The organism is Bradyrhizobium sp. Pha-3 (assembly GCF_042258325.1).
In the GTDB taxonomy this organism is placed as follows: domain Bacteria; phylum Pseudomonadota; class Alphaproteobacteria; order Rhizobiales; family Xanthobacteraceae; genus Bradyrhizobium; species Bradyrhizobium elkanii.
Map to the genome: position 1 here is coordinate 8,098,110 of NZ_CP170151.1, position 16,721 is coordinate 8,114,830.

Annotated in this window: 12 protein-coding genes and 1 pseudogene; 4 read left to right on the forward strand and 9 right to left on the reverse strand. The window is 59.2% G+C overall.

What is annotated here, in order from left to right; genetic code table 11:
• Position 1: 1 nt before the first annotated feature.
• On the forward strand, positions 2-403 hold the full coding sequence (locus ACE10X_RS38725) for a hypothetical protein (protein ID WP_075969019.1): 402 nt from the start codon (positions 2-4) through the stop codon (positions 401-403).
• Between the two features lie 652 nt (positions 404-1,055).
• Here ACE10X_RS38725 and ACE10X_RS38730 read toward each other — a convergent pair.
• From ACE10X_RS38730 to ACE10X_RS38755, 6 genes and pseudogenes are all read right to left on the reverse strand, one after another.
• Positions 1,056-2,808: pseudogene (locus tag ACE10X_RS38730) on the reverse strand (oleate hydratase); the annotation flags it as partial.
• A gap of 40 nt (positions 2,809-2,848) precedes the next feature.
• Entirely contained in the window at positions 2,849-3,607 is a 759-nt protein-coding gene (locus ACE10X_RS38735) for a glucose 1-dehydrogenase (protein ID WP_018268828.1), read from the reverse strand.
• Between the two features lie 22 nt (positions 3,608-3,629).
• Positions 3,630-5,294, reverse strand: coding sequence for an oleate hydratase (locus ACE10X_RS38740; RefSeq protein ID WP_198390619.1), 1,665 nt, complete (start codon positions 5,292-5,294; stop codon positions 3,630-3,632).
• Between the two features lie 497 nt (positions 5,295-5,791).
• On the reverse strand, positions 5,792-6,547 hold the full coding sequence (locus ACE10X_RS38745) for a hypothetical protein (protein WP_018268830.1): 756 nt from the start codon (positions 6,545-6,547) through the stop codon (positions 5,792-5,794).
• Complete coding sequence (locus tag ACE10X_RS38750) at positions 6,510-7,355, reverse strand: hypothetical protein (RefSeq protein ID WP_016839856.1); 846 nt, start codon at positions 7,353-7,355, stop codon at positions 6,510-6,512. The genes ACE10X_RS38745 and ACE10X_RS38750 overlap by 38 nt, the downstream gene beginning before the upstream one ends.
• Positions 7,356-7,848: 493 nt before the next feature.
• Complete coding sequence (locus ACE10X_RS38755; protein ID WP_157183397.1) at positions 7,849-8,121, reverse strand: hypothetical protein; 273 nt, start codon at positions 8,119-8,121, stop codon at positions 7,849-7,851.
• Positions 8,122-9,010: 889 nt separating this feature from the next.
• On the opposite strand from ACE10X_RS38755, the gene ACE10X_RS38760 reads away from it, so the two are divergent.
• Entirely contained in the window at positions 9,011-9,175 is a 165-nt protein-coding gene (locus ACE10X_RS38760; protein ID WP_018268832.1) for a hypothetical protein, read from the forward strand.
• Positions 9,176-9,339: 164 nt separating this feature from the next.
• On the opposite strand, the gene ACE10X_RS38765 is transcribed toward ACE10X_RS38760, so the two are convergent.
• Complete coding sequence (locus tag ACE10X_RS38765) at positions 9,340-10,851, reverse strand: ISNCY-like element ISBj12 family transposase (RefSeq protein ID WP_011084703.1); 1,512 nt, start codon at positions 10,849-10,851, stop codon at positions 9,340-9,342.
• A gap of 647 nt (positions 10,852-11,498) precedes the next feature.
• The gene (locus ACE10X_RS38770; protein WP_210291314.1) at positions 11,499-11,843 is read right to left on the reverse strand and encodes a hypothetical protein; all 345 of its coding nucleotides are present in this window, start codon (positions 11,841-11,843) and stop codon (positions 11,499-11,501) included.
• Between the two features lie 243 nt (positions 11,844-12,086).
• On the opposite strand from ACE10X_RS38770, the gene ACE10X_RS38775 reads away from it, so the two are divergent.
• Positions 12,087-13,355 (forward strand): IS256 family transposase, encoded by a 1,269-nt coding sequence (locus tag ACE10X_RS38775; RefSeq protein WP_018268837.1) that lies wholly within the window; start codon positions 12,087-12,089, stop codon positions 13,353-13,355.
• Positions 13,356-13,597: 242 nt separating this feature from the next.
• Here ACE10X_RS38775 and ACE10X_RS38780 read toward each other — a convergent pair whose 3' ends face one another.
• On the reverse strand, positions 13,598-14,944 hold the full coding sequence (locus ACE10X_RS38780; protein ID WP_026191829.1) for an IS5 family transposase: 1,347 nt from the start codon (positions 14,942-14,944) through the stop codon (positions 13,598-13,600).
• 1,340 nt (positions 14,945-16,284) lie between these two features.
• Here ACE10X_RS38780 and ACE10X_RS38785 point away from each other — a divergent pair.
• Complete coding sequence (locus ACE10X_RS38785; protein ID WP_155258664.1) at positions 16,285-16,428, forward strand: hypothetical protein; 144 nt, start codon at positions 16,285-16,287, stop codon at positions 16,426-16,428.
• Positions 16,429-16,721 lie beyond the last annotated feature (293 nt).

Genomic DNA, 16,721 nt, shown 5'->3' on the forward strand with positions numbered 1-16,721 from the left:
AATGACCGCGAATATAACCGAAGACGAGAAACGCGAACGGCGGGCACGTCCAGAGCCCGGACTGGCCCAGGCATCGGGCGGCGGCCCCGACGGCTTCAGAGAAGCAGCGGCATCACGCATTCCATTAATTTTTCCGGAATGGGAAAAATCGATCGAAGCGACAAGGCACCTGTTCGCGACGGCACTAAAGGACGGATTAAGTTTCGCCGCTTCCTCTCTGCACGACCAGGCCAACTTTCTGAGAAATCTTTCCGACTCCAAGACTCCCTCGGAGCTCCTGAAGTGCCACCTGGACTTTGCGGAGAAGTTCTGGTCGAAGTCGTTCAGCCAAGGCTCGAAGATATTGGATCATCTCAAACCACAGCCATCATCTGCGGCAAGCCAAGCAATCCACCGAGCTTGAAGCAACGGCCCGACCGTACTCTGCTTCATCCGGGACCACACGTCGGCGGTCGGGGACGTTGTGGATACTGCATTCGGCTCGACCTGAGAGCACCTCCGTCCGCCTCCCGCTCGATATGGAGCTCAGATGGCGCATCGAACGCGATTATCAAGCAACGGTCGGCCATCAGCATTATGTGAAGGCGCGATGGTTGCGGCTTCCAATACCACGCCATGTTATGCATCGCGCCCGAAGGAGGACGTTTCCGTCCTCCCGATCTCATCGGCTGGAGTCCGAAAAACCTCAAACTTCTCAGAAATCAAAGCCCCTGCACTCCCGCTCAGAACCGAGCGTCATGCCGAATTTGGTCACTACCATGGCAGCGGCTCCTCAAGAGCGTCGTTGGCTGGACGCCTAGATGTCCGAGTTTGCGCAATCCGAGCGAGGCCCATGCGTCCGATCTGTGACGCCTCAAGAACCGGTTTTCATGTCCGATTTGACAGGATGGTAGCCTCGCGTGCGCCGTCATGCGCAATATTATGAGTGCGCCGCTTTCGGCCCTCGACGAAGCATTCGCCCCTTGCAATTCACTCTCGTACGAGCAGTGGAGAACAGAGCTCTCCAGCTGCACAAGACAGGTGGGACCGCACAAGGCCCCCTCACCTGGAGATCGATGATATTCATTGAGCAGTTTTGCCGGGCTCCATAGCGTCGATATTCTTCAGCATTAGCTCGCGCAAGAGCGTCGATCCGGGGATTCTGACTTCCTTGCCGTCGCGCAGTCTGCCGATTGCAGCGAGCAGCTTGCGGATATCATAGGTCGAATTGAACACCTCCGGCACACCGCGTTCAACGTTGAGGAGCGTGTAGGCGGCTTCCATCGCAGTGCGAACTGAGTATTCGGTCGTGAAGATGCAATCGCGCTCCGCCGACTCAGCAAACTGGCCGATGAAGGCAAAATTGACAGCGCCTTTGGGCACAACATTTGGTCGATCACCCGCCTGCCGCGGCATGAAGAAAGATGTGACGTAGGGCATCATCACCGGCACTGTTTTTGCGGCTGTCGCGGCCAGTCCCGGTATTTCATCGATCGGCACGCCGAGGTGATACAACCATTCCTGCGTAATTTCCTCGCCCGTGCAATCTTGCATCGGTTTGTTCACGTAATCGCCGGGCTTGTCGACGAAAAGTGAATAGAGCCAGACGACGATCTGATCACTGGGCTGGTGCTTGAAATGCGGTTGACGGTTTACAGTCCAACTGAGCAGCCAGTTCGAATCCTTCGCCGTGACGACCCCTCCCGTGACGACCTTGCCGCTGAACGGATCGCGTTTGGCGATCTTGCGGATATAGGCCGGAATGCGCGCGTCAAGAGTCGTGATCGTCGCCGATTCCCATTTTGTTGCAGGGATATTGCCGCCGAAGACGTCCGGGCGGCCGAAAGCCGCGTCCTTGGCCGCAATACGCCGCCACAGATCCCAAGCTGGCGCCGGGCCTTCATCGAGCCTGGAGGGCGTGTGATGGTCTCCCTTGTCCGAGTTTTCAGTGAGCGACCCGATCGTTATGAATACGAGATCGTCGGCGCCAAGGCCGATACCGCCGGCGACGCCATCCTCCAGCCAGTGGATGGCCGTGGCCTGCTTGCATCCGGCCTTTAAGTCGAAATCGACATCGGTGACTTCGACGTCGTAGCGGAAGTTGACGCCCTGCTCCAACAGCCATTTGCACAACGGTAGAACCAGCGATTCATACTGATTGTACCTGGTAAACTTCAGCGCACTGAAATCCGGCAGGCCTCCGATATGGTGGATGAACCGATGCAGATAAAGCTTCATCTCCAGGGCGGAATGCCATTCCTCAAAGGCGAACATCGTCCGCCAATAAAGCCAAAAATTGCTGCAGAAAAACTCTTTCCCAAACACTCCGTCGATGCGCTTGTTCTCCATCTCCTCACGGGAGGCAAGAAAGACGGCAATCAATTCCTTCTGCGCTTCTTCGCTCAGAGTGAAAAGGCCGTCGGTACGCGCATCCTGTCCCCGGTTCACCGTCGCCCGCTGCAGCGAGTAGTTCGGATCATCCTTGTTCAACCAGTAGAATTCGTCGAGCACGCTGGCACCTTCGATTTCCAGCGACGGGATCGAACGGAACAAGTCCCATAGGCACTCGAAATGATCCTCCATCTCGCGGCCGCCCCGGATCACGAAGCCCCTTCCCAGGTCTTGGTTACCGTCGAGCGCTCCACCGGGGATCTTCAGCCGTTCGAGGATGGTGATCCGGTCGCCACGCATATGGCCATCGCGGATCAGGAAGGCCGCACCGGAAAGCGCCGCCAGGCCCGCACCGACCAGCCACGCCGTCTTGCTGTCCGCACCTTCGGGTTTGCGGGGGCGGGCAAAGGCTTCGTAATTTCCGCTACCGTAATACATGGAACATTCCGTCCGATTGGATCGACAATCCTTGGGCTCATTAAAAGGTGTTCTCGGGCGCCAGGCATTTGCGCGGGACGCCGATCGTTAAACCGCCATCGATCACGATCTCGGAACCGGTAAGGTAGCTGGACTCGTCGCTGAGTAGAAACAAGACTGCCTGCGACACTTCCTGCGGCTCGGCTGCCCGCCCGAGTGGAACGGGGAAAAGGGAGGACTCGAAACTCTCGGTCATCGGGGTGGCAATGAAGCCGGGATGGATCGAGTTGATGCGGACTCCCGAGGCTGCGGCTTCCAGCGCAGCGGATTTTGTTATGCCCCGAACGCCGAACTTGGAAGCGACATAGGCGTGGAGCCCGGCACTGCCCCGCAGCCCCTCGACCGAGGAGATGTTGACGACCGAACCTCCGCCGGCGCGCCTGATGGCCGGCAGGGCCGCCTGCATTCCGAGGAATACACCGGTCAGATTGACGGCGAGGGTCTTGTTCCACTGATCGAGCGGGAACTGCTCGATAGGGGCCATGTTGGCGATCCCGGCGTTGTTGACCAGCCCATGCAGCGCGCCGAAGCGCCGCTCGGCGCTTGCGACCGCCTCGGCCCACTCCTTCGGCTGGGTAACGTCCTGAGGGACATAAACCGTGGATTCGCCCAGTTTAGCGGCGAGAGCCTCTCCTTCTATATGAAGAATATCAGTGATTACGACCCTCGCCCCCTCAGCCACCAGCAGACGCGCGTGAGCCGCACCCATCCCGCGAGCCCCGCCGGTCACCAGAATAACCTTGTTCTTCAAACGTCCCATGATCCTTGCCTCGTGCCGTTGGTCAATGGCGGTGCAGCGTCTTCCAGGCGTCGAAGAGGACGCGGGGATCATGCTGGCCCTTATAAAAGGGCGAGACCGGACGCTGGATGTCGAGCAAGCCGAAAACGGCGGTCTGCGCCGCGCGCACGGAATATTCGACGGTAAAGACAACGTCGTCGGGAATCTCGCAGAACTGGCCGATGAAGGCGAGGTTGCGCGAGCCCTTCGGGATGACCTTCGGCCGGTCGGTCCTCACGCGCGGCATGAACTGGGCGGTAATGTAAGGCATCATCGCCGTTATGACGCGCGAAGTGTCGAGGATGTGCGGAATACTCTCTGTGAATCGCAGGTGCGAAAGCAATTCGATGAGAATTTCACGCCCCGTGCACTCCGACATGGGCTTATGCACGAAGTTACCCGGCTGATCCGGGAAGAGCCCATAGCCCCACCACACCAAGACATTCTTCGGCTGTTCGTAAAAGTGCGGTTGACGATTAAGGACGACGGTCAGGAGCCAATTGGAGTCTTTGATCGTTACCAGTCCGCCCTTGCCGGCTCTGCTGCCGGAAAAGGCTTCGAGCCGGTCGAAGAAGCTCGAATCGTCCGCCGTGACTGTGAAGGATTCCCATTTGGACTGGTCGATCCTGGAAACGAAGACGGCGGGGCACCCGAAGTCTGGACTCTTGACAGCCAGACGTTCCCAAAGTTCCCACGAACCTCCATTTCGCGTCGTATTCAGCGCCGGAACCGTGTCCATCGAACCGTAGCTGGTATCGGATGTCATTGATCCGTTGGTCACGAACACTAGATCCTGTTCAGCCAGATCGATGACGCGATCTTCACCGCCCTGCCGATAGTGCAAACGCGTCGCGGTCTTCTGCCCGCCTTCGATCACAACATCAATATCGGTCACTTCCGCCCCCATCTCGAGCCGCACGCCCCGGGCCTTCAACCATGCAACGATCGGGCGGACCATGGCGTCGAACTGGTTGAACTGCGTGCGGTAAATGCCCGCCATAGTGTCGATCGTCGAGAACAGATGCAGGAAGCGTAGACAGTAGCGCTTGAACTCGATCGCACTATGCCAAGGCGCAAAAGCAAAGGTCGTGGACCAGATGAACCAGAAGTTGCTGCGGAAAAAGTGGGGTTCGAACCAGTCCTGGATCGTCCTGATGTCGAGCACCGATTCTGGAGTCGCGCAAAGCGCGATCAGGTCGAGCCGATCCCTCTCCCTGAAACCCAGATCGGAGACGTCGACGATCTGACCGCCCGAAACCAGACGCGCCCTGTCGTTCCAGAAGAACTCCTGATGGAACTCCATCAGCTCGTCCTTCGCCGATTTCATGGGGTCGGCAATTGAGGGGATGAAGGACAACAAGTCGTAGGTGCAATTGAACCTTTCCTCGAACATGCGGCCGCCGCGCATGACGTATCCATCCTTCGGATTGCCATGCGCGTCGAGGCTTCCGCCGAACAGCTCCATCTGCTCGAACAGAACGATATTCGGGCCCGATAGCCCGCCCTCCTTGACGAGGTAGGCCGCTGCGGCCAAGGCAGCGATGCCTGTTCCGACCAAATAGGCGTTGCGAGGAGCCACCTGCTTCGGTGGATCAAGGCGGGAAACGAGAGAAGCAGAGCACATAAAGTTCTCCGGCATGTAGCGGTTGGAAATATAGATTCCATGCAATCGGCGCGCCGATGGCGGCGCGTGCTAAAAATATGATCGCGAACCACCGTTCCCGAGACTGCAATCAGCAAGCGCCGAAGCTCTTCGACGTACACAAGCCATATGCAGACGCCGTCGGGCGCCTGACTATAAGCAGCAATAGCGCCGCGTTGATCGGAATCGATCAAGTCATACCAGCAGCGGCTGTGCGCCGCGCAAGGAGCTGGTTGCGGGCCCTGCTTGAAGACGGAATGCAAGCGTCGTCATGTCGGGCTTCCAACCGACCCGTCGCCAACCAGACAAGACAGAAAGCAACTGGACAAGACAGAAATTGAGTTGGTTCCGGTTGTCGCTTTTGCCAAACCCGACCATATTGCAGCACGACGATGCCAAGGTGACGTTACAAGGTGCTTGGTCAGCGACCGGGTCGAGTTCGAGCGCAAGCACTAGCGGTCCTTGCCGCCTCGCTAAAGTCTTTCGGGATGGCGCGGCACTCTTCGCCTAGAGCCCGTGAGCCTTCATTTCGTCTGCAAGGTGCTCCAAACTCTGAGACTTCGGGCTGTGAGGCTGGCACTGGCCAGTTCTCTCCAGGACTTCCGCACCTCCATCCAACGGCCCTTTCGAGCGGGCAGGGTGTCGAGCATTTTCTCGGCAATCGGTGCAAGGCGCGCGGCTTCCGAGTTCGGGTCGCACTTAGCATCTTCGAGAATTTTAAGAGCGGTCGTTTCGGACCGCCTCCACCCCGACTCGGTGAACCTGCTCTCCGCGAAATACTCAAAACAGGTCCGGAACGTCAAAGCGCGGCCGATGATCGTATGGGCTGGCAAGCCCGCCTCACTCAGCCACCTCCGAAGACAGTCACACCACACTCGGCTGCTGAGGTCGAGAAAGTCCGCACCTTCGAAGACCAAAAGCGCCGCCATGCCAGCGATCTCGCATTGCACCCCGTCGTCCTGTTTTTCGAACCAAGCCCGGATTGCATGCAACGGCGTCACCGGCCGATTCACAACCGGTACCTGCGCCGTGCCGGCGCGATGGAACTGAACCACGTTTTCCAGCGGTGGCATGCGCGGCCACGGCCTCCCCTCTGCGTCCCACAAGACCCAGCGCTCGGCGATCTTCTTTGCCTCTTCGGGAGACCTGCTTCGCCAAAGCTCCTTGAGCGCCTCATTGACGTAATATGAGACGTCAGCTTTCAGACCGCATGTACGTGCTATTGCCGCGAGACGACCGGCGTCAATCAGCCGTGCCGCGAAATTGTTCTCTGCGTTCATTTGCCGAGGCCTTGCGTGCCCTTTCTAGTACGTCCCGTTCATCCGGCTCGATGTGATCAAACCAAGAGCCCGGGGGAAATGTCGCAATACGCTTGGCAAGGAAGGATTGCGGCTCCCACTCTTGTCCCTCGCGCTTCTCGAAGGTGATGACCCCCTTGCGGGTAAAATAACGGGGTCCCGGAATATTGCAGTTCACCAAAAGCAGCACGCGCCACAGATCACCTTTCGTGGCCTGATTCTCGTCCACCTTCGGCAAGCAATCCACGCTAACAGGTTCAACGATCGTGCAACGGCCGTGCCCGAGGAGATTACCCAGCTTGCCTTGCGCGGTCGTGACGAAGTTGAAATTGGTCGGATCATGCAGAAAGCGAAGGTTCACGTTCTTTTCGCCGTCAGCGACTTCACCGGCAATCAATGAGAGCGCGAAGGCCCGCCAGCTCAATTCCATCGGCTTCGCATATGTCGACGCAATCTTAATCGCTCCGTCCGGCCTGACCTTCCAGGTGATAACGTATTCTTCGAGTGATCTGTGGTGGCGGTGCCTAGTCCACGAAAGAAAGACATACTCAGATTGATCAATTGCTCCGGCAACTCCCCACGTTCGTGGGACGAAGTGCGCCACCTTCGCGACCCTGGAAATAATTTGCTCTACTGTCTCGCCGTCTTGTGCTCGCCACATCGACTTGACCTTGTCGACAAGTGGATTGTCGTCGGCGCGAACACTGTTGCTCGAGGCGGCCTCAGCCAGGCAGATCAGCAGCAGGCCGAGACAGAACCAAAGCACGCGTCTTCCAACCATTTTGTTCATAAGTCCGCCCATCCACTCTTGTCGACACGCCAATTCTAAAGCGGACCAACCGCCGAACGCGCTATTCGCGAAAGATAGAAGTTAGCGGCGACGTGACGCAGGTGCCTGCCAGTGTCGCGCACGAGCAGGCGCCGTCCCCCGTCTATGTCACGCGCCGCCAACCTCGGGGGCCAGCCACAGCCTCAACTTGCGATGGTGGCCATGCCCAAGGGAGGGCACCCCGGGCATATCGAGGGTCTGCATTCTTCGTGCCAGGCAATGGCCGGCAGTTCGCACCATGCTTGTGTTGGCCTTGTCTGCTTTCCGACTTGTGCACGTCTTAATGTTTGCACCTAGGGCCTATCCAGAACGACTTCATGTCGATCGTTGTCGGCCTCGCAATCATCGACAGCGCAAGCGAACGTCTTGCTGCCAGTTCCGACACGGATGAAAAGCCCCTAGCTTACCGTCATCGCCGTTGTTTGAGTCGGCGCTGTTGCACCATGGTCGACGCTCAAGCCCGGCCGCGCTTTTGCACACATGCGACCAAGGCTTCCAAGGCGGCGACTTGGCGCTCCTGGAGCCTGAGGGCGGCATCGGCCAGCTGTGCTTGGCACTCTACAGCCGCGACGATGCGGCGCCGCTCTTCAGGGCGAAGCGCTTCGACGTCGGCATCGAGCAGGTCCTCGGCTTCGAGCAAGCGGATAATGCGGCCGCGCGTTCGGATCTCTGCACGCGCAATGGCGCGTGTCAGCCTGTCGTCCATCTCCTCGCCTTCGCTATTCATGATTGGAGGCCCACGCTTCCACGCCATCGCGTCGGTATGGGCCTCGATTCGCTCAGCGCCGATCCGTGCTGCTCAACGATTTCGTGAGCATCTGCCTGATGGACCGACTCACAAACGGCCTTACCAGCCACCCGAAGACACCTACCGAAAAGACACGAACCGCAACACGCCGAGCACACCCCAAACAGCCATTTTGATTGTGGGCCTCTCTGCGTTGAGCTGGTTCAATATGCCTACGTTGGTCCAGTATCGGTAAAAACACGACCGCGAGGCTCCTACCAGAAATGGCGGGCATCCCAAATCAACGCGCTCGCTCAGCATGCTGCTGGCTCCACAAATGTCTTGCGCCTTAGTCAACTACTGAGCTTGGTTATTGATGGAGAGGACCGACACATGGCAGTCGTCCCCGATGAACCATCGGGGAGTCAATTCGTATGAAGAACGTCCTGCTGGGTGCAGTATGGGTCATCGGGCTGTTGACTTCTTCTTTTCAACCGGATTCGTGGGCGGTCCGCCTGGCGCACTTGCAGGGACCGCGCGTATTGGTCAGGACGTTGATATCGGTTTGGTCGGCGTGAACTACCGCTGGGGTGGCGCGCCGGCTGCGAGATATTGAGTCGCCAGGACGAACGAATTTTTGAAGTCGTGACCGGCTGAACCGCCGTGTTTTTCGAAGGTAATGACTCAGCGAACTCCCTCCACGCGCAAGTGGATGAGCGCGTCATGCGCATGCTGCCGCACGACCTACCTCCGGGCAGCCGTTGAGGCTAGTCAGGGGCATGTTTCCTGATCGCGTGCGGCCGCGCTGGGTTGACGGCATGCATGTCCGATGGCTTCGAATTTGCAGGATCATCGGTACGAGCCGACCTCATGGCGACGGCTACTCCCGATGCGCAGCAAGATGGGTGGTTGGATAGTGACGGTCGCCATCTTCAAGGATGACAGCGATGAGGACAAAGAGCTCAGGCACGCAACGTACGTGGTTGCCGTCAACGATCCAGCAGAAGCCGTGAAGCTGAGCCTGAAAGACTACGGCGCCAAGGCCCGAATATAGCGCGACAATCTGGCTGGGAAGCCGTATTGCCTCACATATCGATGCTCCCGGGCGCGATCAGTTGCCTCATTTATTTTGCTCCTGGCCTGAGTTGAGGAGGAGGCCGGGTGCGGAGATGGCCGGGGTTTCGGAGCGCCCGGCCTCCTCCGCTGGCACCTCGCACGTCATTGGGGTGTTGTGACCTCATGCCCTGGCGGCATTTTTTCTGAAGCAAACAGCAGCGCATTCGCTTGCTCGCTGCGCCAGGATTTCAACCGACGTTGAAGGGTTCGAAGAAGCTTGTTCGGATAGTCTCCAGGATATTCCACCTGCAGGCGCGAGAGCAGTTCGCTGCCGGTCCGCCAAGGCTCGGCTTCAAACCATTTTCTCAAATCTGACGTTGCCCGGATAAGCGGATCGGGACGACGCCGGCCCCTTTTAGCCTTCACGATTGGCCGATCCGTCGGGCGCGTGGCGCCGTCCTTCCAGGCCGTTCGCAGGCTTGCCAGGAAGCGATCAATCGATTGTGATGCCGCAGCAGGATGGGCGGATGGTTGGATATCCGCGAGCGCCGCGAGGCGCTCCTGCACGTCGCGGATGTCGCGCAACAACGTGACCGGATCGAGAGCGGTATAGATTTCCTGGAGATGGTGGCGGACCGCATCAGGCGTGCGGGCGTCCGCTGACAGGCGCTGGTGGGGTGTTGCCGGCGCGCTGTATGTCTTACGTACACGAGCACCGTCGCGCTGCTTGGCTAACAGTTTGAACGAAGGTTGGAAGAAGTTTACGAACAGCCGCGCTGACCGATAGAGTTCCGCCAGTAGCTTGGCCGCCTCCAGGCCTTCGAACCTACGATAGCCGACCATCCTGCGCACGACGGCGCCGTTCTTTTGCTCGACGAACGCCTGGTCATTCTTCCGGTAGGGACGGCAACGCGTGAAGACAATGTTGGCCGCCTCGCAGTAGGCCTTCAACGTCTCATTCATGAACACGGTGTCATTGTCCGTGTCGAAGCCGAGCAGCGCAAAAGGCAATTGCTTGCGCAATTCCGTCAGCACCGTGCTCACCAGCGTCTGTTCGCGCACGATCAGAGGTGCGCACTCTGTCCAGCCGGTAGCAATGTCGGTGAGCACGAGGGTCTGGATGAAGCTGCCGCGCGCAGATGGACCGCTATGCGCTACAAGGTCGGCCTCGACGAATCCCGGCGCCGGATCATTCCAATCTGCCGAAGTCCGTATTGGAATACTGCGACGCAGGGAATGCCCCGCGTGCCGCCGGCGCTTGCGACCCAATTTTTCTCGAACCCGCACCAAGGCGCGGTCGATCGTCGCAGCGCTCATCGCCAAAAGTTTGGTGCGAATCTCAGGGGCAAGGTCGAGGTGCCCGTACCGTTCCATCGCCTCAATCAGCGCGGGCATTAATGCTTTCAGTCGCTTCCCGCAGATGCGGTCTGACGCCTCCCAAAGCAGCACGAGTGCGGTGTGTTCTGCTTCATTATATATCCGACGTCGCGCCCGTCGGCCCGGATGTACGCCTTCCTGGTTTCGAAGTAGACGCATCGCATGCTTCCGATGGAATCCGGTGATGTCGACGAACTCGTCCAATATCCGCGCCTTCTTCGCGCGATCCGACCGCCGATAGCGCACGCCTGCCGCCGCCGTCAGTTCCTTCCGCGTTGCCATGCTTAGCCACCCCATCTCCGCCCCTCGCTCGTTCCCGGTCCAGGGGAGCAATTTACGTGAGGCAACGGCTTAGGATCCGGTAACAATTAAGGCGAGGCAATGCGCGCTTCCATCCAGATTGCCGCGCGGCACCCGAATGCTAAACAGATCGAGGAAGAACAACTGCAAAGGCCCAGGCTTGCAGCCCGGCAAGCTGATCGCCATACACGATGACGAGATCGACCCAATCACCGCGCGGCCGCGGCGTCACTAAGCGCTGCAGGTCCGATCTCGTTCAGTAGCGTCCCGGTTGATGACGCGCATGTCCGGAAGTCGCCATCGAAGTGCGAGTAGCTGTTCGAGGTCGCGCTTAAGGCGCAGCGTTCTGCATCTGTTTAAGCGGAGAGGCGGTGCGATCGTTTGACACGCTGGTTGCTGAGACATGTATGGCTCGGCTGCTCATATGTTCACGCCCCCATGAGACAGCAAAGCCTCTTCATGCGCAAACTCGCGCGGGTGGCCCTCCAGCCGCCCGCGCACTTTTTCGTCGCCGGTCCGCGGAGATTATTCCATCATGCGTAAAAGGGCTTTGGACTATGCCATAGAGGCGCTTAAGAAATAGTCTCAAGAGAAGATCGCAACCAGCATCGCGCTTACAAAGCTTGAGGCAAGCAAGCCGACACCTAGGCTACCGCTAGAACGATAACGCAGGCGAGACCGGGCATCGGGTACAGCAGCTTCTTGCCTGTGTCGGCGCCCGGGGTCACCGGTATCAACCGCGCTGACGTCGCCTCGCTTTCGGTGAAAACAGAGACCGGTATCGCAAAACCATGATGCGCCAGGCGGAAGCCGTTGTTGATCGCCCTCACCTGCACGGCGATGAAGTTGCCATCGATCGTGCCCCGCCAGACGGGTTCGACCGGCCCCCATCTCGACACGAGGTTGTGCGGATTGCCGGGCAGCCCGTCGGTGCCGATGAAGAGCACCGCAATGGCGTCGTCTTCACGCGGGATAGGATGCGCCTGCAAGGCTGTGGATCGACGCCTTCGTGATGCTGAAAACGTCTTCGCGGCGAGCGACCCTGAAGGGAATATCGCCCTCGAGCGTCATGAGAAGTGACTCCAGATGTGCCTTGTCCGATTTGCAATTTTTCCGGTGTCCGGTCATGCGTGGGGAGCTATGCGGGAAAGTGGGTGATGACGGACTGAGATAGGCGGCGTATCGAGGCGGGTGTCGAGCCTGCCAGAACCTCTCAAGGAGAGCGATACGCCATGAACGAGATTAGCAACATTGTCCCGCTTCGTCAGCCCGACGAGATCGACGATCCACTGACCAATATTTTGCGCGCCGGCGCGCGGCAGCTTCTGGCGCAGGCCGTGGAGGCCGAAGTCGAGACGTTTCTTGCCTCGGTGAAGGATTTGAAGCTAGCCGACGGGCGCGCCCGTGTCGTGCGGCATGGTTACGGCCCGGCGCGAACGATTGCGACCGGCATCGGACCGGTCGAGGTCACGCGGGCGAAGATTCGGGACCGCGGGGCGGCCGGCGATGGCGAGCGGATCCGGTTCAACTCGGCGATCCTGCCGCTGTGGGCGCGGCGCACCCGGAGCCTGGATGCGCTGTTGCCGGTGCTGTATCTGCGCGGCATATCGACCGGCGATTTTCAGGGGGCGCTGACGGCCCTGCTGGGCAAGGACGCGCCGAACCTGTCGCCGGCGGCGATCTCCCGGCTGACAGCCGAGTGGCAGGGCGAGTATGAGCGTTGGCAAAAGCGCGATCTATCGGCGCGGCGATACGTGTACGTGTGGGCTGATGGCGTCTTCTTGCAGGCCCGCATGGAAGGTCACGGCGAATGCATGCTGGTGCTGATCGGCGCGACGCCGGAAGGCAAGAAGGAGCTGATCGGCTTCCAGGTCGGCGTGCGGGAGAGCGCGCAGAGCTGGCGTGAGCTCCTGATCGACGTGAAGCAGCGTGGGCTGCAAATCGCCCCGGAAATCGCCGTCGGTGACGGCGCGCTCGGTTTCTGGAAGGCACTCGACGAGGTCTTTCCCGGCACGCGGCACCAGCGCTGCTGGGTCCACAAGACCGTCAACGTCCTGGACAAGGTCCCGCTCTCGGTGCAGGCCAACATGAAGAAGGACCTGCGCGAGGTGTATTGGGCACCGAACCGGGCGACCGCCGAAGTGGCTATCGACGTCTTCGCCGAGAAATACCGCGCCAAGTACGGCCGGGCGGTCGAATGCCTCGCCAAAGACCGCGACGCGCTGCTGGCCTTTTACGACTTCCCTGCCGAGCATTGGGATCACTTGCGCACCAGCAATCCCATCGAGAGCGTGTTCGCCACCGTGCGGCACCGGACGGTGCGCACCAAGGGTGCGTTGTCGCCGACCACCGCCAAGTTGATGGTGTTCAAGCTGGTCATCGCCGCATCAAAGACCTGGCGGCGGCTCAAAGGCACAAATCAGTTGCCGAAGGTCATCGCTGGTGTCAGATTCAACGACGGCATCGAGGTCATCCAAGTGCCGGCAAACCACGCCGCCTGATCACCTCGTCACCCAAAATCCCGCATAGCTCATGCGTGGGTCGGCGGATCACGGCACTCTTCGGCGAATATCCTTCCTAAGGAGAACCCCGAGCAGATTCTTTTAGCCGTGAAAACGAATCACTTCATATTCGCTCTTTACTACGTATTGATGGATCTTTTGCGCGGTACCACGCACGGCTCCTGCAGACTTCGGTCAGGATGCGCGGCTAGACGCAGTCAGCAAAACTAGTTGGTTGAACGTTAAGAAGCCTGATCGAGCTGAGCTGGACAGTTGAGGGTGCGCGAGAGCGAGACGAGCAACAGGCACAAAAGCTCTCTGAACCAGGCGAGGATGCGTCGGAAGTTGTGGCCGGCAGCGGAGAGGACGACGTTGGCGGCATCGCCGGCGCGGCCTTTGAGGTAGCACCGGCCGAGGTGTCCTTCGGTTTTGAGATGTCCGATGATGGGCTCGATGGCGGAGCGGCGGCGCAGCTCGCGCTTGATGACGCCGAAGACGCCGCGCTTCTGGCCGGAGATGAAGACGCGACGGGGATTTTGTGCGTCGTGGCCGCGGTAACCCTTGTCGACATAAGCCCGCTCGATCGCACAGCCGGTGAGTGTCTCGGTGCGGTCAATGACGTCCCGCAACGTGTGACCGTCGTACGGATTGTCGGGCAGCGACCTGGCGTGCAACACGAACAGGCCACCGGGCGCCCGGCGATTGTTGGTGACGATGGATGCCTTCACCCCGAACTCATAGGGCGCGGCGGCCTTGCCCTTGCCGATGCACTCGACCTCCGGGGCGTGGAAAGAATAAAGCTTGAAGCCGCGCTGGCGCTGCTGCTGCGAGCGGATCTGCGTGGCCCGGCCAAGCGGGAGGGCGAATGCCTCCTCCAGTGCGGCCTGGCCTTCGGTCTTGCGGCGAATGTCGCGGATGATCCGGCCCAGCCGACTGCGCAGAATGCGCAACTGTCGCTGATGCCGGTTGAATTGTTTGGCATGAGCGTAGCGGCCCGCCATCATCGCCGCGCTTTTGGCCACGCGAGCATAGGATTGCCGCAGCCTGACCCCGTGCTTCCTCGCCAGGCGGTTCAACCCGCGGATCGCTGCATGCAGGAGTTTGGCGTCGGTCGGGAAGCTGATGGCCTTCGGCTGTACGGTCGTGTCGACCGTGATCCGCTTGAGGTCCTGGCTGCGCAACGCACCGGCTTCGTGCGCCACCCGAAGGCTCTCGGCCAACAGCCGCTCCAGCTTGTCGCCGAGCCGCTTGCGCCAATGGCTGAGGTCCGAGCGCTCGTGCGGGAAAACGTGCTGGAAAAACTCTTCGCCGGTGAAGAACTGGAAGTACGGATCGTGGACCCAGCGCTCGCACACCCCCTCATCGGACAGCCCGTAAATGTGCTTGAGCAACAACAGCCCGATCATGAAGCGGGTCTCGATCCCCGGCCTGCCGTTCTCGCTGTAGAGCGGGGCGATCTCGGCGTCGATCCAGTCCCAATCGATCTTGCCGGCGAGCAGAACCAGCTCGTGCTTCATGTTGATGATCTGGTCCAGCCGTGCTCGGAACAGATCGTTCGATCCCGTCGTCTTGTGCTTCTTCGGCCGCATCGTCCCCTCGATGCGCCACACAAGCACGGTTCACAGCGAAGGGGAATCCACAAAAGCGAATTTGCAAGGTTTGCGGCGCTCAAGCGTCAAATCCCTGCAATCTCAAACGGCCCTCAAATCCCAAAAACAGACTCCCGTTCAATCGCTTAGAGGCTTGTTCACGGGTGACTAGTTGAGATGAACAAGCCCGCAATCACAGCCGGCGCCAGGTGCTCGATGCTTCTTTGGGCGCTAGGGACAGTCGCCGCTGTTAGCACGTGGGTTCTGGCCTTCATTTCCACAAGATACGTTGACAAGAGCGAACGGGAGAACACTCTACAGTCACGCCATATTCGAACATCAGATCTGTATATGCGGGCCGGACTCATCGCGATTGTGAGCTCGTTGGTTTTGTTCGTAGTTGGGTGCGTCACCCTGGCCGCCAGCGCGCACGGCTAGGCAGCCAGCCGCCGATCCAGCCCGCGCGCCGACCCGCCTCCACAGCTCATTGGGGTTCTTTTCCGGAATCATACGGATAGCGAAGACGGAAGCTCCGCTCCATACGTCACGCAGGTCAGGATTTTGTCATCCCTCCTGCGGATAGAGACAGCGCCGTCCACATATATTTTAAGCGCGGGCGGCGTTACTATCCGGGTACCGACATCATCTGGCTGCGCGGCGCTGGCTATGAACGTTGCGCCTCCTCCACCTCCAAAAGGCAAACGTGGAGTGTCATCGGGCGCATGTTTCCGTCCAAGAGGACGCGCACCCTTGTCCTGGTCGTACCAAGACCGACGATGAGGCCGCGCCGCCATTTTAACTTTGAACCTGTCGAGTACGCCACTATCACGCGAGACCCAACGGTCATTGCATCATTGGGCCGCGAAAACTGGATCGGTTCAACGGGGCGGTCGGCTTTGGGAAATCTCTCCGCTATACGGGACTGGCGACCGTCCCCGCTCTCTGGCACCGGGGGGGCAGTCGTTCTCTTAGCGGATCTAAACCATTTCGTTGGCAGACCCAGCGCGTAACCGCGACGTCTGAGATCCTGACAGTTTTTGTTCAGTTCCGCCGCGATGACTTCCTCTGGAGTTTGCTTCCTTACCAAATGCCAGAAGATCTCATCCTGCTCGCGCGTCCAGCCGTCTGAGGTTTCGCTCATCACCAAATAATAAGCTCGTTGAAAAATCGGCTGCGACGATGCCCGCGAACCTGGCGATTCTACGTTCGCGGCCGATTTCGACAAAGACGAAAGAGAGCGGCGCCTATAGGGTTTAGCCGAGATCATCCGTTCCGCGGCAGTAGCCCCCCACAGCCCAAACGCAGCGCGAATCCTAAGATCACACCCAGTCATTGCGCTATTGGCGAATGAAGGCGCCACCGATGCCGATGGTTTCGACATTGAAATCAACGAGGCCACCGAAGCTCTTGAGCCGTTTGAATTCCTGGTTTTCGGCGGTCAAGGACAAGGCGACATAGCCAATATCATCATTCAAACCGGTTAGAACCGCTACCGTGGTTGGGCCAGCGCTGTTCTTGAAGTGTAGTGGCCGGTTGCAGGATAGTTATGGCCATTATAGCTGATCGAAGCAGCAGTAATCTGGCCGTTTGCATCATTGGCCTGTGAGATACCAGCTTCGCTCCGATGTTGTCGTTCACATAAGTCCCCTGAAGTTTCTGGGCATGATTCTGCTTCCTTACGAGTGACGATATCGCGCAATGAGTCTGCATAAGGCATTATCGTGAAAGGCGAATTGCGACGCACCTACCAGGATTGATAGTCTACGAAGATTTACCG